13 protein-coding genes and 5 tRNA genes are annotated in these 20427 nt (G+C 61.8%); 13 read left to right on the top strand and 5 right to left on the bottom strand.

Going from position 1 to position 20427, the window contains the following annotated elements:
- Positions 1-118: 118 nt before the first annotated feature.
- The gene (locus QSV36_RS02630; RefSeq protein ID WP_170028882.1) at positions 119-1330 is read right to left on the bottom strand and encodes a pyridoxal phosphate-dependent aminotransferase; all 1212 of its coding nucleotides are present in this window, start codon (positions 1328-1330) and stop codon (positions 119-121) included.
- 167 nt (positions 1331-1497) lie between these two features.
- On the opposite strand from QSV36_RS02630, the gene msrB reads away from it, so the two are divergent.
- Complete coding sequence (msrB, locus tag QSV36_RS02635) at positions 1498-1893, top strand: peptide-methionine (R)-S-oxide reductase MsrB (protein ID WP_289129578.1); 396 nt, start codon at positions 1498-1500, stop codon at positions 1891-1893.
- A gap of 14 nt (positions 1894-1907) precedes the next feature.
- Entirely contained in the window at positions 1908-2396 is a 489-nt protein-coding gene (locus tag QSV36_RS02640) for a glutathione peroxidase (protein WP_289129581.1), read from the top strand.
- Here QSV36_RS02640 and QSV36_RS02645 read toward each other — a convergent pair.
- The gene (locus tag QSV36_RS02645) at positions 2386-4743 is read right to left on the bottom strand and encodes a hybrid sensor histidine kinase/response regulator (RefSeq protein WP_289129583.1); all 2358 of its coding nucleotides are present in this window, start codon (positions 4741-4743) and stop codon (positions 2386-2388) included. The two genes, QSV36_RS02640 and QSV36_RS02645, sit on opposite strands and share 11 nt — an antisense overlap.
- 105 nt (positions 4744-4848) lie before the next feature.
- Here QSV36_RS02645 and QSV36_RS02650 point away from each other — a divergent pair, with 105 nt between their 5' ends.
- The 5 genes from QSV36_RS02650 to QSV36_RS02670 all read left to right on the top strand — a co-directional run bounded on the left by QSV36_RS02650 (position 4849) and on the right by QSV36_RS02670 (position 14692).
- The gene (locus QSV36_RS02650; RefSeq protein WP_289129585.1) at positions 4849-5739 is read left to right on the top strand and encodes an ATP-binding protein; all 891 of its coding nucleotides are present in this window, start codon (positions 4849-4851) and stop codon (positions 5737-5739) included.
- On the top strand, positions 5736-6227 hold the full coding sequence (gene msrC / locus QSV36_RS02655) for a free L-methionine (R)-S-oxide reductase MsrC (protein ID WP_289129588.1): 492 nt from the start codon (positions 5736-5738) through the stop codon (positions 6225-6227). The genes QSV36_RS02650 and msrC overlap by 4 nt, the downstream gene beginning before the upstream one ends.
- Before the next feature lie 565 nt (positions 6228-6792).
- Positions 6793-10464, top strand: coding sequence for an Ig-like domain-containing protein (locus tag QSV36_RS02660; RefSeq protein ID WP_289129591.1), 3672 nt, complete (start codon positions 6793-6795; stop codon positions 10462-10464).
- On the top strand, positions 10425-11150 hold the full coding sequence (locus QSV36_RS02665; RefSeq protein ID WP_289129593.1) for an immunoglobulin-like domain-containing protein: 726 nt from the start codon (positions 10425-10427) through the stop codon (positions 11148-11150). Before QSV36_RS02660 ends, QSV36_RS02665 begins: the two co-directional genes overlap by 40 nt.
- A gap of 227 nt (positions 11151-11377) precedes the next feature.
- Positions 11378-14692: an immunoglobulin-like domain-containing protein gene (locus QSV36_RS02670; protein ID WP_289129596.1), complete on the top strand. Its 3315-nt coding sequence runs from the start codon at positions 11378-11380 to the stop codon at positions 14690-14692.
- 219 nt (positions 14693-14911) lie between these two features.
- Here QSV36_RS02670 and QSV36_RS02675 read toward each other — a convergent pair whose 3' ends face one another.
- A complete protein-coding gene (locus QSV36_RS02675; RefSeq protein WP_289129598.1) occupies positions 14912-15679 on the bottom strand; it encodes a hypothetical protein in 768 nt (255 codons plus the stop codon).
- Between the two features lie 285 nt (positions 15680-15964).
- Between QSV36_RS02675 and QSV36_RS02680 the strand changes: the two genes are divergently transcribed.
- From QSV36_RS02680 to QSV36_RS02700, 5 genes are all read left to right on the top strand, one after another.
- Positions 15965-16040: transfer RNA gene (locus tag QSV36_RS02680), tRNA-Glu, on the top strand.
- A gap of 4 nt (positions 16041-16044) precedes the next feature.
- A tRNA-Gly gene (locus QSV36_RS02685) sits at positions 16045-16120 on the top strand.
- 92 nt (positions 16121-16212) lie between these two features.
- Positions 16213-16288 (top strand) — tRNA-Glu (locus tag QSV36_RS02690).
- A gap of 3 nt (positions 16289-16291) precedes the next feature.
- Positions 16292-16367 (top strand) — tRNA-Gly (locus QSV36_RS02695).
- An 86-nt stretch (positions 16368-16453) separates the two neighbouring features.
- Positions 16454-16529 (top strand) — tRNA-Gly (locus QSV36_RS02700).
- A 103-nt stretch (positions 16530-16632) separates the two neighbouring features.
- On the opposite strand, the gene QSV36_RS02705 is transcribed toward QSV36_RS02700, so the two are convergent.
- Positions 16633-17046 carry a PA2817 family protein gene (locus QSV36_RS02705; RefSeq protein ID WP_289129601.1) on the bottom strand — a complete coding sequence of 138 codons (414 nt, stop codon included), beginning with the start codon at positions 17044-17046 and terminating at the stop codon, positions 16633-16635.
- An 89-nt stretch (positions 17047-17135) separates the two neighbouring features.
- Entirely contained in the window at positions 17136-19583 is a 2448-nt protein-coding gene (locus tag QSV36_RS02710) for an acyl-CoA dehydrogenase (protein ID WP_289129602.1), read from the bottom strand.
- Positions 19584-19785: 202 nt separating this feature from the next.
- On the opposite strand from QSV36_RS02710, the gene QSV36_RS02715 reads away from it, so the two are divergent.
- Positions 19786-20409 (top strand): glutathione S-transferase, encoded by a 624-nt coding sequence (locus QSV36_RS02715; protein WP_289129604.1) that lies wholly within the window; start codon positions 19786-19788, stop codon positions 20407-20409.
- The last annotated feature ends 18 nt before the right edge of the window (positions 20410-20427 follow it).

Raw genomic sequence — 20427 nt, forward strand, 5'->3', positions numbered from 1 at the left:
GCTGTGGGATAGAGCGTTGCAGGATGTAAGAAACGGCTCAGGCCTTGAGATCTCCGGCGGCGTTGAGATCGAGCGCTGCCCGCGCGGCGCTCGATCTCGCCCCCAATCCCGTTGAACCTTACTGCGAATAGCCCTTCAGGAAATTGCCAATCCGCCCGATCGCCGCTTCCAGGTCATCCACCCGCGGCAAGGTCACCACCCGGAAGTGGTCCGGCCACGGCCAGTTGAACGCCGTCCCCTGCACGATCAGCAGCTTTTCCGACAGCAGCAGGTCGAGGACGAATTTCTCGTCGTTGTGGATCGGGCACACCTTCGGGTCGATCTTCGGGAACGCATACAGCGCGCCCATCGGCTTCACGCAGCTCACCCCCGGGATATCGTTGAGCAGTTCGTAGGTACGGTTGCGCTGTTCCAGCAGGCGGCCCGGTGGCAGCACCAGGTCATTGATGCTCTGGTAGCCACCCAGTGCGGTCTGGATGGCATGCTGCGCCGGTACGTTGGCACACAGGCGCATGTTGGCCAGCATGTCGATGCCTTCGATGTAGCTCTGGGCATGGTGCTTGGGCCCCGAGATGATCAGCCAGCCGGAACGGAAGCCCGCCACCCGGTACGACTTGGACAGGCCGTTGAAGGTCAGGCACAGCAGGTCGGGAGCCAGCGAGGCGGTGCTGATGTGCACGGCTTCGTCGTACAGGATCTTGTCGTAGATCTCGTCCGAGAAGACCACCAGGTTGTGCTGGCGGGCCAGCTCGAGCATGCCCAGCAGCAGCTCGCGGGAATACACCGCGCCGGTCGGGTTGTTCGGGTTGATGATCACCAGCGCCTTGGTGTTCGGGGTGATCTTGGCCTTGATGTCGTCGAGGTCGGGGAACCAGTCGGCCTGTTCGTCGCACAGGTAGTGCACCGGTTTGCCGCCGGCCAGGCTCACCGCAGCGGTCCACAGCGGGTAGTCGGGAGCCGGGATCAGCACTTCGTCGCCGTTGTTCAGCAGCGCCTGCATCGACATGACGATCAGCTCGGATACCCCATTGCCGAGGTAGATGTCTTCGATGGTGACGCCTTCGATACCCTTTTGCTGGCAGTACTGCATCACCGCCTTGCGTGCACTGAACAGGCCCTTGGAGTCGCTGTAGCCTTGCGCGGTGGGCAGGTTGCGGATCACATCCTGGAGAATTTCGTCAGGCGCCTCGAAGCCAAACGGCGCCGGGTTGCCGATGTTCAGCTTGAGGATGCGATGGCCTTCCTCTTCCAGGCGCTTGGCGTGCTTGAGCACTGGGCCGCGAATGTCATAGCAGACATTGGCGAGCTTGTTCGATTTGCTGAACTGCATGATGGGATCCCGATTGAGAAAACGCGCAACGCCCCGCCGAAAGGTTTGAAAGGGCAGGAAGCGGGTGCCAGACTGAACGCCTGGCACACGAAGCCAACTAATATACGTGCCACCCGCGCCCCGGAAAAGACGGTGCGCGGTGAAATTCAGCCTGCCGAGGTCCCTACATGCAAAAGATCGAGAAAACCCTGGAAGAATGGCGCTCGATGCTCGACCCCGAGCAGTACCAGGTATGCCGCCTCAAAGGCACCGAGCGGCCATTCAGCGGCAAGTACAACAGTGAGCGCCGTGATGGCATCTACCACTGCATCTGCTGCGGCCTGCCCCTGTTCGATGCGCAGACCAAGTTCGATTCCGGTTGCGGCTGGCCGAGCTTCTACGCCCCCATCGAAGACAGCGCGATGATCGAGATTCGCGACACCTCCCACGGCATGATCCGCACCGAGGTCACCTGCGCCCGCTGCGATGCGCACCTGGGCCACGTGTTTCCGGACGGCCCGCCACCGACCGGCCTGCGCTACTGCATCAACTCGGTGTGCATCGACCTGCGCCCGCGCGACTGACCGGAGCCCGCCACATGGTTGAATCGATGCTGGATATCAAATGCGTGACCCTGGGCGGCGAGCACAAGACGCTCGCTGACTTCCCCGGCAAGGCGCTGTTGGTGGTCAACACCGCCAGCCAATGCGGTTTTACCCCGCAGTACAAGGGCCTGGAGCAACTGTGGCAGGCCTACCGGGCGCGTGGCCTGGTGGTGCTGGGCTTTCCCTGCAACCAGTTCGGCAAGCAGGAACCGGGCGATGCGCGGGAAATTGCGCAGTTCTGCGAGCGCAATTTCGGCGTGAGCTTCCCGCTGTTTCGCAAGGTCGAGGTGAATGGCCCGGGGGCCCACCGCTTGTTCGTCGAACTCAAGCAGCGCGCGCCGGGCCTGCTCGGTTCGCAGAAGATCAAGTGGAACTTCACCAAGTTCCTCGTCGACCCGGCCAGCGGCCAGGTCAGGCGTTATGCCCCCACCACCAAGCCGCAGGCCCTGGAAGCGGACATCGAGCGCCTGCTCAGCCGCTGACGGGCACCCAGTGGTCGATCAGCGCCAGCAACTCTTCGCGGCGGAACGGCTTGGCCAGGTAGTCGTTCATGCCGGCCGCCCGGCAGCGCTCACGCTCTTCGGGCATGGCATTGGCGGTAAGGGCGACAATCGGCAGGTCGGGCCAGCGGCCGCTCTGGCGAATGCGTCGGCTAGCCTCGTAACCGTCCATCACCGGCATGTTGCAGTCCATCAGCACCAGGTCGAATGGTTCCTGCTCCAGCATTTCCAGGGCCTCGGCGCCCTGGGTTGCCAGGTGCACCTGGCAACCGAGCTTGGCCAGCATGCCCTTGGCTACCAGCTGGTTCACCGGGTTGTCCTCCACCAGCAGAATCCGCGCACGGCCTTGTTCGAGGGTGATGGCCGGGCTGGCTAGCGGGTGCTCGGGCTCGAAGCCCTGCAAGGTGCGGCGCAGGGTCTGGTACAGGGCGTTGCGCGCCAACGGCCGGGCCAGCTGATGCAACGGGGCGAGGGCGACCGATTGTTCGCTGGGCAGGAAATTGCCGTAGGCGGTCACCAGCAGGATCGGGGTTTTCAACGCTGGACGCAGTTCGAACAGGCGGTCGAGGTCGTCGGTGATCACCAGGTCGATGCTGGCGGCATCCAGCGTGCTGCTGCGGTCATGGCGCTGATAGGTCAGGCCCCAGGCGGGCAGCAGGTCCTGCAGCAGTTCATCGAGCCCACTGCCGGCCATGCTCAGCGCCGCCACCCGCCCTTGCAGCGGGGCCGGTGCAATCGCCTCGGTGTGCACGGCCAATGGCAGGTCGGCACTGAAACGGCTGCCAAAGCCCGGCCTGGAATCGATGTGCAGGTGGCCCTGCATCGCCTTGCACAGGTTGTAGGTCAAGGTCAGGCCCAGGCCGGTGCCGCCAAACTGGCGGGTGATGCCGGCGCCGGCCTGAGTGAATGGCTGGAAGATCCGTGCCTGGGCTTCCTCGGGGATGCCAATGCCGGTATCGCGCACTTCCAGGCGCACGCCGCCGACGATGGTGCTCAGGCGTACATCGACGCGGCCGAAACGGGTGAACTTCAGGGCGTTGGACAGCAGGTTGCTGACCACCTGGCGCACCCGCGTGGGGTCGCCGAGCACGCTGCTGGGGAAATCGCGGGCGATCAGGCAGGTCAGCTCGACACTTTGCGCAGTGTTCTGCGACAGCAGGTTGGCGGTGTCTTCGACCATCGAACCCATGTCGAACGGGATGCGCTCCAGCTCCAGCTGGCCGGCGTCAAACTTGGACAGGTCAAGGATATCGTTGAGCAACTCCACCAGGACCTTGCCCGAGTCATGGGCAATCGCCAGCTGCTGGCGCTGCTCGCTGGGCAACGGGCTGTCCAGGGCCAGCGCGATCATGCCGAGCATGCCGTTGAGCGGGGTGCGGATCTCATGGCTCATGTTGGCGAGGAAGGCGGCACGCGCCTGGGCCATGTCCAAGGCCCGGCGGCGGGCTTCTTCCAGTTCCTGGTTGGAGCGGCTCAGGCTGTTGTTGCTGGCTTTCAGCTCATTGGTTCGCGCCGAGACGATGTCTTCCAGCTCGTTGAGGTATTGGGTCAGGCGGTTTTCCGCGTTGCGGCGCTGGTCGATCTCGGTGGCCATGCTGACGAACTGCTGGTTGGCGACCTTCACCAGTACACCGATTTCATCGTTCTCATGCCCATGCGGGCAGTCCAGGCGGGTTTGCCGAGGCTTGCGCGGGTCGCGGCCACTGAGCGCACCGATCACCGTCACCAGGGGTTTGGTCAGCATCATGTAGAACAGTGCCAGCAGGATGCCGGTCAGCACCAGGCTGCGGGCGAAACCGTTGACCAGGGTGATGCCGGCGCGGTCGAGGAAGCGGCTGCCGAAGGCATAGGTGTCCACTTCCAGGTACAGGGTACCGAGGTCGTCAGCGGGCATGTGGGTCAGGTACAGGCGATCCTCGAACTGGCGCTGCTCGCCGAACAGGAAGTCGCTCAGCGGCCGGTAGCGGTCCTGCATGCGCGGGCGGCTGACATCGGCCAGCACCATGGCGTTGTTGTCGCTCAGCCGCGCGCGGGTCACCGCTGGCGATTGCAGCAGGCCGCTGGTCAGCTCCAGGGCCAGCTCCGAGTCGATGTTGTAGGCGATGCGTGAGGCCGGGTTGTGGCTGATTTGCAGCAAGGCGCGCACTTCGCGGTTGATGGATGCGTCTTCGCTGGCATAATCGATGCCGATCTGGATGAGACTGAGCAATGTTCCCAGGATGAAGCCGACCAGGACTGTCAACCGGGCTTGCTTGTATGACAGACGATTGGTGAACTTGATATCCATGAGTCCCGAGCCGGTTCCACGTTCCTTGCGCAGCGCAAGCATAGCCGATCACATCCGGCTTCTGGTGGGTCTGTCTGTTCATTTCAGTTGGTCGCCAAGCGGGGGCCGCTTTGCGCCCCCTAATAACTGAAATTTGTAGGAGTCTTCATGGACGCCCGCTTGATAGCTTTCCTGGATCGCGCCGAATCGGTACTGGCGCGCCTCGAACCCCTGTTGCCGGCACAACGCCCGGATATCGACTGGGGCACCACCCTGGCTGCGCGCTGGCAGCGTGATGGCCGCAGCGGCTACCTGCTGCCCCTGCAAGTCAGCCTGGACATCCGCCTGAGCGACCTGATCGGTGTCGACCAGCAGCGTGACCAGCTGGGCCGCAATACCCACCAGTTCATCAGCGGGCTGCCCGCCAACCATGCGCTGCTTTGGGGCTCGCGTGGCACCGGCAAGTCGTCGCTGGTACGCGCCCTGCTGGCCGAACACGCCAGTGCCGGCTTGCGCCTGATCGAAATCGAGCGCGACCATTTGGCCGACTTGCCACGGGTGGTCGAGCAACTGCAGAAACTGCCGCAGCGCTTCATCCTGTTCTGTGACGACCTGTCGTTCGAAGCCGGGGAGGGCGACTACCGGGTGCTCAAGAGCGTGCTCGACGGCTCGCTGGAACAAGCCCCGGACAACGTGCTGCTGTACGCCACTTCCAACCGTCGCCACCTGGTGCCGGAAAAACAGAGCGACAACGAAAACTGGAAAATGGTCGACGGCGAGCTGCACCCCAACGAAGCGGTGGAGGACAAGATTGCCTTGTCCGACCGTTTTGGCCTGTGGCTGTCATTCTACCCCTTCAGCCAGGAACACTTCCTCAACGTGGTCGAGCACTGGATCGGCCAGCTGGCGCGCCCGGCCGGCCTGCGCTGGCAGCGTGACGAAGCCCTGGACATCCTCGCCGTGCGCTGGGCCACCGGCCGCGGTAACCGTAATGGCCGCTGTGCCTATCAGTTCGCCCGCTACTGGGTCGGGCTGCAATTGCTGGAGCAAAGTAAATGATCGACCTCAATGCCAGTGGCGCCGGACTCGACGGCTACGACCTGCTGGCGGCGCAAGTGCAGGCGCTGTTTGCCGACGAGCGCGACTTCATCGCCAATGCCGCGCAGTTCTCGGCGTTTCTGTTTAACCAGGTGGACGACCTGAACTGGGCGGGCTTCTACCTCAACCGCAACGAAGAACTGGTGCTGGGCCCGTTCCAGGGCCAGGTCGCTTGCGTCCGTATTCCGTTCAGCAAGGGCGTGTGCGGAGCCGCGGCGGCCACCCGCCAGACTCAACGTGTGGACGACGTGCATGCGTTCCCGGGGCATATCGCCTGTGACAGCGCGTCGAACAGCGAGCTGGTGATCCCACTGGTGAAGGAGGGCAGGTTGATTGGTGTACTGGACCTGGACAGCCCGAAGGTCGGCCGTTTCAGCGAGGCGGACCAGGCAGGGCTGGAACGGTTGGCAACGATCTTCCTGCAATTGACGGACTGTTCACTGACCTGATTGGTTGGCAAGGTCATTCACCATAAAGGCCCGGTTTCGGGCCTTTTCTCTTCGCTGAACACAGCCATTTAACCTGCCGCGGGTGCATTAAGCACTTTGCATTTCTATCAGTTTTCAAGTTCACACTTGGGCGTCCAATGGTGTGCAACTGGCTACCCTGGCTACAGGCGCAGTTAATAACAGGGGAATCGTCGCACTACACAAGGGTTTGTATTTGAGCGCAGAAACCGCAAACGCTTCTAATGGGGGCTAGAGAATTGCGCGCCATTCCAATAGAAGAGACTGATTGGGTCTGTAGGAAAAATCAGCAACACACCCTAATAAATCTATCTGCTGCGGCTGCAAAAATCTGCTCCCCATGATAAATCAGCAGTTGTATCCAGCCACCTGGCAGTTTTATCAGTAGACAGCCCAGGCTAAAGCTGCCAGTACGTTTACAGCACTAGTAATTTTGCCAGTTGGAAAAGTGTTGCTTGCAACGTTCACTGTTGTTTGTCCGCGTCACCGGGTGGCGACAGGTAACAGCCGTTCAATCGCGCAATCACTTTCCGCAAGAGGCATATTCATGAACCGGTTCGCTGCAAGGCTCTTTCCTCCTCCTGTCGATGGCTCTGTTCCGTTGGTTTTACGGCCATTGTTGATTGCCGGGATGACCACGCCCGTCGCGGCAGCCGATGGCGGTATCAATATCACCACGATCGAAGACGACCCCGATGGTTTAATGTCTGCCATCGACCCTTATCTGGATATGAACGAGGGAGACGAGCTGACGGTGTATATCGAAGGTGACCCGGTCCACTCTATCCCGGTGGGCGGGGCTGATGTGGGCGAACGGATTTTTTTCTACCTGCCCGCCGACAAGTTCAGTGAGGATAAGGAGTGGGTGGACAAGGTGTACTTCGAAGTGCTGCGCAGGGGCACGACGGTGCCCGAGCCGTCGGCAATGCTGCGTCTGCGGGTGAAGCTGTACCGCCCGGGCGGCGTCGACAGGGAACCGCATCTGCCCGGGCACTCGGAGTTGCCACTGCCCGCAGTACCGCAGGATGTCATCGACAATGGCGTGACGGCGGAGTGGGCGGCCAAGGGCGTGCCGGTTACCATCGATGTCTATCCTGACCGTGCCTCGCAGGATGTGGTGGTGTTGCACTGGGGCAGCGAGAAAGTGCAGCGCACGATCAGCGAAGACGAAGCGGCAGGAGACGACCCGGTGGAAATCCTGGTTGGGCAGGAGGTGATCCTGGCTGCCGGTGACTCCGATGAGCTGCAACTGAGCCATTGGCCGCATGATGAAGTCTGGAATTTTGCCAGCGACCGCTCGCGTCCCACCGTCATCAAGGTAGACGCGGGAGCCTGGCGGCTGGAGGCGCCGATCATCAAGGAGGCGTCCAACGGTGTGATCAAGCTGGTGGAGCTCGAAGCCAGTGATGTCACGGTGTATATCCGCACGGACCAGGCGCCGATCGCGGTGGACGACAGCATCGAATTCACCTGGGTCAGTACACCGCCTACCGGCGAGCCGCTTGTTTATCGTCAGACGCTGACGGTCGACAGCGTTCCGTCGATCCTGGAAGCCACGGTTCCCAATCGCCTGGTGCGAGACACGGCTCAGGGCTCGGGCGATGCCTCTTATGTGCTGCGGCCGGCGGATGGCTCGCAAGCGCTGTCGTCAAAGCGGGCGTTTGCCCGAATCGAAGGGGCCATCTACCAGCTACCGGCGCCGACCGTGCTGGAGGCCATCGAAGACGTGATCGACAGTGGTACCGATTCGGCCTGGGTGCTTGCCGGGCCTTATCCACGTATGGCCAGCGGCGATGTGGTCAACCTGGTCTGGCGCGGCAAGCGCGCGGATGGCAGGCCTTACATTTACGAAGATGAGAAGCTCGTCTCCCAGGAACAGGAAGGCGAGGCATTGGAGTTCTTTGTTGAAGGTGAGCATGTCCAGGCGCTCGCCGACGGTACGCTGGAGCTGTACTACCGAGTCACCAACGACCGTTCGACGGTCTATGACTTGCGTGAATCCGATCGCAGTTACTACCGGGTAACCTCGCTGCGTCAGACTTTGCCCGCACCTGAAGTGCTCGAGTCGGATGGCGAGGTGCTGGACCCGGAGTGGATCTATCCCAATGGCGCTACCCTGCGTGTTGACTACACCGGTCTGGTTGCGGACGACGTGCTGACCTACTACTGGCGTAGCGTGTACCCGGCCGGCACGACCAGTGACTGGCTGGAGATCACCCTGGGTCAACAGGGGCGACCGGTGGATTTCCGCATCAGCCCTGCGGTGGTGGAGGTTTCGCGCACCACCTTGATCCTTGCGTATTACACCGTCAAGCGCGCGGGCACCGAGCAGGTCGACATCTCGAACTTCCTCGAACTCTATATCGGCACACCCATCCCCTTGGCCATCACCGCAGCTGTCGACAGCTACGGCGCCGTCGCCAATGGCGGGATCAGCGTCGACACTGCAGTTACCTTGAGCGGGACGGCGCGGGCAAGGTTCGGTGTCGACATGCTCGACGGTGACGATGAGGCAGGGCAGGCGGGAGCGGACGCCGATGGCGTGTGGAATTTCCCGATGACCGACTTGCTGCCGCGCTTGTACAGCCTCAAGGCCAGGGCTCAGTACGGCAGGCGCCTGGTATCGGAGCCATGGGCCTTTACCGTGGTGGAGTATGTCGTGCCCGGCATCACCCGCATCGAGGACTCGCGCCGCGAGCTGGCCGAAGGGGCAACGACGATCGACACGACTGTGAGGGTAACCGGGCTCGCGAGCCGCGGCCTGCAAGTCGACCTGCTTGAAGGTGAAACCTTCCTGCAGACCGTGGACGTCGGTGTGGACGGCGCCTGGAGCACAGATCTCAATGGTTTGACGCTCCGTGAATATGAGCTGAGGGCCAGGGCCTTGTACGGCAACAGGGACCTTTCTGCGCCGCGTTCCTTTGAGGTGGTCGCTGAGCAAGCACCCACCCTGGACAGTGTGCAGGACTCGGGCGGCGAGCTGGCCGACGGCAAGACCACGGTCGATACGCAGATCGTGCTGGCGGGCAAGGCCAGCATCGGGCAGCCGGTGCAGATTCTGGATGGCACCTTGCCCGTCGATACCGCGCAGGCTGATACCCAGGGTGACTGGACCCTGACCTTGCGCAACCTGCAGGTGAAAGGCTACGCCGTCAAGGCCACAGCGCTCTACGGCAGTGGCCAGGCGTCGGGTGTGCGCCGCTTTACCGTGGTCGACTACATTTTTCCGACCATCGACAGTGTCGTGGATTCCAGAGGCGAGGTGCCCGATGGCGGTGCGACGGTCGATACCACGCTTACCCTTTCGGGCGAAGGCAGTGCCAATGAGCAGGTTGAAGTCTTCGATGGCAACGACAGCCTCGGCACGCCGACGGTCAGCCCGGCGGGTATCTGGACGTTGAGGCTCGAGAAGCTACCGATCAAGGTCTATGGCATCAGGGCCAGGGCTCTGTATGGTGCAGGTGAAGAGTCCGCAGTCAGGACGTTTACCGTCTATGAGGAAATCAAGCCGAGCATTACCAGTGTCCAGGACAGCGATGGCGAGGTGGCCCAGGGCGGCACCACTGTACATGAACAGGTCAGCCTGGCCGGCAAGGCCAGCATCAACCAGAGAATCGAGCTTTTCGACGGGAGCCGCTCCCTGGGTGAGCTCCCCGTTGATGCAAGCGGCAACTGGCGTCATGACATGACAGGGCTGGAGCGCCGCGCCTACAGTTTGACGGCCAAGGCATTGTACGGCGCTGGCCTGGTATCGGACGCCCGTACCTTCACGGTGGTGGTGGAAGTGGCACCGAGCATCGTCAGGGTGCAGGACAGTCTGGGTGATGTAGCGAACAACGGCTTCACGTTCGACTCCAGTGTGACGGTCACCGGCAAGGCGAGTATCGGGCAGCGGGTTGAACTGTTCGACGGTACCACGCCCAAGGTCCAGGCACCGGTTGACAGCGGCGGCAACTGGAACGCTGTGGTGTCTGCCCTGGCGGTCGGTCAGCACCTGGTCAAGGTGTGGCCTTGTACGGCAGCCAGCTGGAGTCGGGGGGGCATGGCTTTGAAGTGCGTCAAGGTGCGACCCCGGTCATCAGCCGAGTGGTCGATAGCAAGGGCCAGGCGATCGGCAATGGTGGCCGCACCTATGAAACCGGGCTCACACTCCATGGTACTGCTCAAACCGGGCTGCAAGTGCAGATCCTGGACAATGGCACGGCCAAGACCACTGTAGCCGCGCCGGGAGGCAACTGGCAGGCATCGCTTTCGGCACTTGCCATCGGCCGTCACGCCTTCACGGCGAAAGGCCTCTATGGTAACCAGCCGGTGTCCGGCGAGTGGCTCGTCACGGTCGAGAACAGGCCGCCGTTGGTCATCGATACCAGCACCATGGTGCTCAACGGCAAAGTGTTCGTGCGCGGGGATAATGGCCAAGGTCCCAGTACGCCACCCGCCAACGCGGCGCGGCAACGCGTGGCCAGTGGCGGTGTACCACCCTATACCTACACCTCCAGCAACCCTGGCGTGGCGAGCGTCGATGCCAGCGGCACCGTGAGGTCGCGTGCCAATGGCAGTGCTGTCATCACCGTGAGCGACCAGGCCCAGCAAACGGTGAGCTACAACGTGACGGTACAAAATGTCATTCGCATGTATTTGATGGGGTCCTCCCAGTACATTGTCGGGTGGGATCAGCGCATTTTCATGAACGACTTGCGCGAAGTGTTCAATCAGTACAGGGCAGGCGGTGGACTTGGCCAGATTGGCTGGCCGGGTGGGGTTTACTGGGCGCGGGATCAGTGGGCAGGTTTCAACCCGTTTCCTTTCTGGAAAAACGAGGCCTATCACAAGGATATGAACGGCGGCGGTGAAGGGAAGTCTGCGCAGATAGGTCCATTGTTTAATGGTATCAGGCTAGGTTGAAAATCAACTGGGACCAACAACGCTGAACTTGATGCGCTTGCGTGGGCCATGGAATGGTCACAAAAAATCGGCATTGCCGGCCTTGGTCGGCATGCCGTTTTTTATCCGGGCGAGGCGATGTTCGGAATCTTCGTACTGTCGTACGTATTATTTTTGCCAGTAGCGGGCTTTATCCGCACGGCATGTAATGGCTCTTGCTGATCCATCACTCGGTAAGGAGCTGCGCAATGTTGGACACTGATCAAACGGCAGGCAATACCACTGCTCCAGCTTCGGATGCCGGGGCCTTGCTGCTCGACGAACTCTCCATTCCCGGCGCCACCGGCCCGGTGCCCAGCGGTGAGTGGGGGGTCAACCTTGCCGCTGCTCATGAAAATTTCCCCAGGAATGGCTTGCAGGTATATGTACCGGCGTGGCCGCGAATGGGCCGCGGTGATCGGGTACGGCTCCTGCTTGGTAGTGACGAGGTTGACAGCACGCAGATTTCGGAGGGGCAGGAAAACCAGCGCCAGACGCTCTTCGTTCCGCCAGTACACTTGCAGACGGGTGTTGCTGAACTCAGCTACCGGGTCAAGCGCCTGGGGCAGGTCGAGGAGCCCTCGGCAGTCACCGCTATCTACGTCAAGCTCGAGCGCCCCGGTGGCCAGGACCAGGACGGCTCCAACCCCGGGCATTCCGAACTCAAATTCACCCTGCCGGACGATGTGGTCCAGGATGGGGTGGACATGGAACGCGCCAGGCAGGGCGTGGAGGTCACCATCCTGCCTTATCCGTTCATGGCCGAGCATGACAAGATCCGCCTCAGTTGGGGCGGGCAGTTCGTCTACCATAGCGTGACTCAGTCAGAGGCGAATGATGACAATCCCGTTGTGATCCTGGTCGAGGAAGCGGTGATCCTCGAGGCGGGAGACTCCGACGAAAAGGGCTTGGCGGTAGCTTTTGAGGTTTATGACCTGGTTGACAACCGCTCCGAGGATTGGAGCGCCGAGCAGCGGGTGGTTGTCGACACCGGCAATGCGCGCCTTGCCGCCGGCATTGTGAAGGAAGCCAAGAACAACGTCCTCGACCTGGAGCTTCTGGGGGATGCCGATGCGACCTTGCAAGTGGTGGCTTTCAGTGAGCCGTTCGCGGTGGACGACACTATCGTGGCCTACCTGTCCGGCGAGACCGAGGACGGGCGCCCGGTGAACATCACTTATCCGCCCAAGCCCATCGATAGTGTACCGGGGATAGTTGAAATCACCATTGCCAATGAAGACGTGCGCCAACTGGCCAAGACCCAGGCGAAGTTCAGCTATGAGCTGGTCAAGTCGGTGGCGGCGCGCCGGGCCATGGACGCGCAGGCGTTTCAACGTTATGAACAGCAGCGGGCCGAAGGTAGTTATCAGTCCAGGGGCCAATTCGTCACCATTCAGGGCGAAGCCGTACGCCTCGCCGCGCCGAGAGCGCTGGATGCCGAGCAGGGAACCCTGGACCCGGCATTGCTGGAGACCACCATCGAGGTGCCCTGGGACAGCAGTATGCAAGCGAGCGATGTGATCAACCTGATCTGGGAGGGTGAAAAGCCGGACCTGACGCCATACTTCCCAGCGATTCCAGTCCACGACATCAGTAACGGCGAGGCGGAGCGCAAGGAGCCGATTCGGTTCACGGTCGATGGCAAGCACCTGAAAGCGATCGAGGGCGGCAAGCTGGTGCTGTTATTCATGCTGGAGCGGGGTGGCCAGTCGCCGCGCAGGTCGGAGCGCACGGTTACCTTCAGCGTTGGCGAGCCACGGGCTGAGCTAGACAAGCCAACTGTGAACTATGCAGAGGAACAGGGGAATGGAGAATGGCTGCTCGATCCCGAAAAGGTACCGGTCGGTGGTACCAAGCTGGTGGTGCAGCGGTATGCGCGTATCAAAGAGGGGGATGTTCTGTTCTTCAGTTGGAAGGGCAAGGATGAGGACGCCTCGCTGGAGGATTCGCTCCCTATTACCGCTTCCAATATTGGCCGCGAACAGTTCGAACTGACCATCAGCAAGGCGCTGGTCAGCGCCAATGACGGACATGAAGTGGTCGCGTCCTACCGTGTGGAAAGGGTAGATGGAGGGCTAAGCTATTCCGAACCGTTGACCTTGCGGGTGGGTATGTTTGTGCCGCTCATCACGTCGGTGGAGGACGCCGAAGACGGGCCGATTGCGGATCAAGGGAGCACCTATGAAACGACGGTGACCCTAACGGGACGCGCCAAGGCTAACGAACAAATACAGATCTTTGATGGCGTCGTGGCCGGAGAAACCGTGCAGGTCAACGGCGAAGGGGCCTGGACAACCGACTTGCACGATTTGGTCGTGGGTAGCCATCCCATCAAGGCCAAAGCTTTGTATGGCGACAAGGGTGAGTCTGCAGTGTGGACGTTCAATGTCCTCGCGCAGGTGGAACCGACTATCGAGAGGGTGATGGATGCTTACGGTGAAGTGACTGAAGGTGGTACCACTTTTGCCACCGAGGTAACGGTAGCAGGCAAGGCGACACCAAACCGGCAGATCATATTGAACGATAGGGAGGCGCCTGTCGATAACCCGAAAACCGACCCAGATGGGGACTGGAGCACCACCCTCAGCAGCCTCGAAGCTACCGCGCACAGATTGCAAGCCGTTGCGCAGTATGGAGATGGCTCAAGCTCGAAACCATTCACCTTCACTGTGGAAGCAGCGACCAAACCGATCATTACCAATGTGACCGACAGCAGCGGTACGCCGGTGGAAAATGGCGGGCAGACGCACCTTGCCGATCTGACGCTTGAAGGTACGGCGCATGCAGGCCAGCAGGTGCAAGTACTGGTGGATGGCGAACCGGGTGATACCGCGACGGCAATAGCAGGCAATTGGCAACTGTCAGTGACGGGGTTAAGCAAGGCGCCCCATACGCTGGTGGTCAAGGGCATTTACGGGGCGCAACCGCAATCCGAGCCCTGGCGGGTGGAGATCGTGGATGTGCCGGCGCTTCAGATTGATTCCACGCCGATGCTGCTTGAGACACGGTTCGAGATGTTTGTCTATTACAGCGGTACGGAACTGTTCCGGCCAGGCGAAGCACCGAGCGGCTCCTTCGAGACTCGTCGGGCGACGGGTGGAGTACCGCCCCTGACGTATCGGTCCAGTGCGCCGGACATTGCCCGTGTTGACGAGAACAGTGGGTTGGTCGAATCCTTTGGCAATGGTCGCGCGACCATTACTGTCGAGGACAGCTTGGTGCAACAAGCTGGATATGAAGTGGTTGTCAGCAATGTCATCCAGTTCTTGCTGTTGCCGGAGGCGACCTTCGCGGAAGGGCAGGAGTCTCGGTTGGGCAGTAATACTATTCTTCATCTGCACTCCGGCTTCGGCAGGGCTCGACTTGAATCGTTTGGACTGCTGAAGAGGTACTGGTCTTCAACGGCGTCGGGTATCGCAGGAAAAGGTCTGGCAATTGATTTCGTTCCGGAAGATATAGAACTGCACCATTTAAGTGTAACGACTCGGTTGCCGGCTCTAGGGCCACGCCAACCAGGCGTATGAACCTCCACGAATTCAGTGTGCAAATGCCTAGTGCTTGGGCAGTTGAGTGCTATCGACGCGAACGGCATTGCGGTTTTATCCGCAATGCCGTTTTTTTGCTTAAGGGGTCGATATCGGTAGGCTGTTCTACCTGGCTTTTCTGCCCAGGCATTCGAGGCTCAGCTTCACCCCGCCGGACGAGGTGGTCGTGGGCTCGCTTCGAGCGGCAAAGCCTGCGGGTCAATCGTAGATCACCCGCTTCTTCCAGGTCTCTTCGTCATCGGTCTTCAACCCCTGGGTCAGTTCGTTCTGCTCGTTCTCCGCCGGCTCCATCTTTTCCAGCACCTGGGCATTGGCCCGGGCCAGCAGTTTCTCCAGGTAGGTCAGCTGCTCTTCATAGGCCTTCGGCTCCGGTTGCTTGCGCAGGTACTGCACGCCGCGCTCGAAGGCCAGGCGCGCCTGGCCCGGCTGGCCTTTTTGCAAGGCTTGCTGGCCAAGGTTGTTGAAAAACTCGATATGCAGCAGCACCAGGACATGGCGGATTTCCCTGACCCACTGCTTGGCCTCGGGGGTGGGCAGGAAGCCTTCCTGGGCGGCGCGGGTCACCTGGTTGTGCAGCGCTTCCAGCAAGAAGCGCACGTCCTTGGCCTTGACTTCGGTCTGGATCGGGCTGGGCGGGTTGTTCACCGGAATCTTGCTGCCAAGGGCAATCAGCCCTTCCAGTTCGGCAATGCGTGCCTTGAGTTCGGCGTTGTGCTTGTCCAGCGCCAGCTGGCGCTGGTTGAGGTTGAGTTCCAGGCGGGTCAGCAGCAGCTTCAGCGCCGGGGTCATGAACTGGCCGGGGAAGGTCTCGGTGATTTCGCCACAGCGGCGCAGGCGGTCGGCCAGCTCGATCTTCAGCCGGGCGCGCTCGAGCTTGCTGTTCTCGACCACGTTGTTGAGGTAGCCGATCACGATCAGCAACGCGATACCCGCCACGATGAGCAGGGTGATCAGAAGTGGTGTCACCGTTAATGCCTCGTTGAAGATGAATCACACCCTTGAGTGTAGTAAGTTCGCCTGGGGACGAACAGCCGCCATGTACCTGTACCGGCCTCTTTACGGGCAGGCCTTCCTTATATCGGCCGCCGCCTGCAGATCTGCACCCCGCGCCCGGAAGTCGTTGATTTAAATAAATTTCTACAAAGGGGTTGACGCCCCTACGAAGCATCCATAGAATGCGCGCCACTTGCAGCGTAAAGCACACAGCGAAACGCGGCAGGGAGTGAAAGCAGGCAGCGATGCCAGCAGCGTGTCCCCTTCGTCTAGTGGCCTAGGACACCGCCCTTTCACGGCGGTAACAGGGGTTCGAGTCCCCTAGGGGACGCCAAATTGCGGGAATAGCTCAGTTGGTAGAGCACGACCTTGCCAAGGTCGGGGTCGCGAGTTCGAGTCTCGTTTCCCGCTCCAGTTTATCCGGCAGCGCCTTGCGGCGAGGCAGGAAAAGAAAATCCAGGCTGAATCGTGAGGTTCATGCTCTGGTGCACTGAAAAGTGTTGTGTGTCCCCTTCGTCTAGTGGCCTAGGACACCGCCCTTTCACGGCGGTAACAGGGGTTCGAGTCCCCTAGGGGACGCCAAATGCGGGAATAGCTCAGTTGGTAGAGCACGACCTTGCCAAGGTCGGGGTCGCGAGTTCGAGTCTCGTTTCCCGCTCCAGTTTAAATACTGTGGCGTTCGCACGGTGCAGTGGTGGTGAAGGTCGTAAAGGCGCTTCACGCCGATTAGCGGTAAAGCTTCAAATTGCGGGAATAGCTCAGTTGGTAGAGCACGACCTTGCCAAGGTCGGGGTCGCGAGTTCGAGTCTCGTTTCCCGCTCCAATTCAGAAAACGCCATCTCTTATGAGGTGGCGTTTTTTTTCGTCTCGCGAAAATGCTGCGGGTAAACAGGCCGCGCATGTTTCATCGCAGCCTGGCGTTGCGGTCAGTGTGTGCTGGCGGGGCCTTGCTGGGCGCCCAGCAGCTGCTTTTCCAGGTTCCAGTCGAACGGCTCGCCGGCCTGCTCGGCTTCGTAGCGGCGTTCTTCCAGTTGCTGGTACAGCTCCAGTTCTTCGTCAGGCATGAAGTGCAGGCAGTCACCGGCAAAGAACCACAGCAGGTCGCGGGGCACCAGGTGGGCGATCTGCGGGTAGCGCTGGATCACCTGGCAGATCAGGTCCTGGCCCAGGTACTGGCTTTGCAGCGGGTCTTGCGGCAGCAGGGCCAGCAGTTCGTCGAAGCGTTCGAGGAACAGGGCGTGGCTTTCCTCCGGTACCTGGTCCGCTTCACCCAGGGCAACCAGGATGGTGCGCAGGTGGTTCAGCAGTTGCAGGTGGTATTCCAGATGGGGGTTGGCCATGGTGGCGGTCCTCGGTGTGGTCGAAACGGGCGCGGAGTATACGCAGGATGGGGAAGGGGCCGCAAAGCAGCCCCTCCCGGAAGTGCAGATCAGCGAACCTTGCCCGGTTCCGCCAGTAACTGTGCCTTGTCGAAGGCATCGACATCGATCACAGCGCGGCGTGCCTGTTCCGCAGCGTGCAGGCGTTGCCCCTCGCCTGGCTGCAGCACAGCGCTGTCGACAGCTGCGTCGATGGCCGACTGGCCGGGTGCGGGTTGCACTCGGCCTTCCTTGATTGCCTGATGCAGCGCCTTGTACAGCGGGGCGGTCTCGTCCAGCAAGTCGCTGGCGCGTTGCAGCGCCGCCACCGGGTCGCCGTCGGCCTGTGGCCTGAAGCAGCCTGCAAGCAACTCCTCCAGTGCCGGGTCGCCTTTGCGGCGGCCGATCAGCGCGGCAACCTCGGCATCCAGCTCGTCGCTCGGCCCGGTATGGCGGCGGCCGAAGGGGAACACCAGTACCCGTAGCGCACAGCCGACAAAACGGTTGGGGAAGTTGTCGAGCAGGCGGTCCAGGGCCTTTTCCGCCTGGCCCAGGCTTTCTTCCATGGCCCAGCGCAGCAGCGGCTGCATGTGCTCCGGCGCGCCCAGGTCGTGGTAACGCTTGAGCGCGGCGCTGGACAGGTACAGGTAGCTCAGCACATCGCCCAGCCGTGCGCTCAGGCGCTCGCGGCGCTTGAGTGCGCCGCCCAGCAGCATCATCGACACGTCCGCCAGCAGCGCAAAGGCCGCGGCCTGGCGGTTCAGGGCGCGGAAGTAGCCTTGGCTCAGGGCGTCCCCCGGCACGCTTTCCAGGCGCCCCAGCCCCAGGTTGAGCACCAGCGTGCTGGCCGCATTGCCGGCAGCGAACATGATGTGTTGCATCAGCAGGTCGTCGAATTCCTGCAATGCCTGGTCGCGGTCCTCGCGCCCGGCCAAGGCCATTTCCCTGAGCACGAACGGGTGGCAGCGGATGGCCCCCTGGCCAAAGATCATCAGGTTGCGCGAGAGGATATTGGCACCCTCTACCGTGATGAAAATCGGCGCGCCTTGCCAGTTGCGCCCCAGGTAATTGTTGGGGCCCATGATGATGCCCTTGCCGCCGTGCACGTCCATGGCGTGCTGGATGCATTCGCGACCGCGCTCGGTCAGGTGATACTTGAGGATCGCCGACAGCACCGAGGGCTTCTCGCCCAGGTCGACGGCCTTGGCGGTCAGCAGGCGCGCGCTGTCCATCAGCCAGGCGTTGCCAGCGATGCGCGCCAGCGACTCCTGAATGCCCTCGAAGGCTGCCAGCGGCACATTGAATTGTTCGCGGATGTTGGCGTATTGGCCGGTGACCAGGCTGGTGTACTTGGCCGCGCCGGTGCCCACCGCGGGCAGGGAGATGGAGCGGCCGACCGACAGGCAGTTCATCAGCATCATCCAGCCCTTGCCGAGCATGGCCTGGCCACCGATCAGGAAGCTCAGCGGCACGAACACATCCTTGCCGCTGTTGGGGCCGTTCATGAAGGCGGCGCCCAGTGGCAGGTGGCGCTTGCCAATGTCCACGCCGGGGGTGTCGGTCGGGATCAGCGCCAGGCTGATGCCCAGTTCTTCCTGTTCACCCAGCAGATGGTCCGGGTCGTAGGCCTTGAACGCCAGGCCCAGCAGGGTGGCGACCGGGCCGAGGGTGATGTAGCGCTTTTCCCAGTTCAGGCGCAGGCCGAGTACTTCTTCACCCTGCCACAGGCCCTTGCAGACCACGCCGCTGTCGGGCATGGCGCCGGCGTCGGAGCCGGCCAGCGGGCCGGTCAGGGCAAAGCAGGGAATGTCCTCGCCGCGGGCCAGGCGCGGCAGGTAGTGGTTGCGTTGCTCGTCGGTCCCGTAATGCAGCAGCAGTTCGGCCGGGCCGAGGGAATTGGGCACCATGACCGTGGACGCCAGGTCGCCGCTGCGGGTCGCCAGTTTCATCGCCACCTGTGAGTGGGCGTAGGCCGAGAAACCTTTGCCGCCATATTCCTTGGGGATGATCAGGGCGAAGAACCCATGCTGCTTGATATGCGCCCAGGCTTCGGGCGGCAGGTCCATGTCCTGGCCGATCTGCCAGTCGCTGACCATGGCACACAGTTGTTCCGTCGGGCCGTCGAGGAAGGCCTGTTCTTCTTCGGTCAACTGCGCTGCCGGGTAGGCGAGCAGGGTGCGCCAGTCGGGGCGGCCGCTGAACAGCTCGCCGTCCCACCACACGGTGCCGGCGTCGATCGCTTCGCGTTCGGTCTGCGACATTGGCGGCAAGGTGCGCTGGAACCAGTTGAACACCGGGCCGGTGAAGACCTTGCGGCGCCATTGCGGCAGCGCCACCAGGGCAATTTTCAGCGCCAGCACGATCCACAGCAGGGCCAGCAGCCAGCCGGGGGCACTGCTGAAAATGCCCATCAGCAGCACGTAGGCGGCCATGATGCCAAGAATCTGCAAGGGCGCCAGGCGCCGGTGCGTAAGGTATGCCGCGCCGACCACCAATACCACCAACCACAACAGCAACATAATCGGTCCTCCTTGGAACCAGGGGCTTGAGCCGTCCCGGTTAGCTTAGACGCAACGCTGTGGACGACAGGGTCAGAACAGTGACAAGGGTGGGACGCCGGGAGTTTCAGTGCGCCTTGTCCTGTGCCGGCGATTGGGCCGGTACAGGTGACAGAAGTCTGGAGTAGACTGTGCCACCTCCGCATTTCATAAGGACGTTGCCATGCTGAAGATCTGGGGCCGCAAGAATTCGAGCAATGTGCGCAAGGCGCTGTGGATTGCCCACGAGCTGGGCCTGGCGTTCGAATCCATCGACGCCGGTGGCGCTTTCGGCGTGGTCAATGAGCCGCATTACCGGGCCCGCAACCCCAACGGCCTGGTGCCAATGCTCGAAGACGGTGACCTGACCCTGTGGGAATCCAATACCATCGTCCGCTACCTGTGCGCCGAGTACGGTGCGGAGCAGGGCTGGTATCTCCAGGACCCACGCCAGCGCGCCCTGGCCGACAAGTGGATGGACTGGACCACCTCGTCCTTCGCCGGCCCGTTCCGCCCGTTGTTCTGGGGCCTGCTGCGCACCCCGGAAGACCAGCGTGACTGGGTGGCGATCAACGCTGCGCACAAGCAATGCGCCGCATTGCTGGCCATCGCCGACGAGACCCTGGCCAGGCAGCCGTACTTGTCCGGCGAGCGCATCGGCATGGGCGACATTCCGCTGGGCAGCTTCATTTATGCCTGGTTCGAGATGCCCATCGAGCGCCCGACCATGCGTCACCTGCAGGCCTGGTACGAGCGCCTCAAGGCGCGCCCGGCCTACCAGGCGGCGGTGATGACAGCGCTGACCTGATCGAACACCACGCATGCT

The organism is Pseudomonas sp. BCRC 81390 (genome assembly GCF_030341915.1).
In the GTDB taxonomy this organism is placed as follows: Bacteria; Pseudomonadota; Gammaproteobacteria; order Pseudomonadales; family Pseudomonadaceae; genus Aquipseudomonas.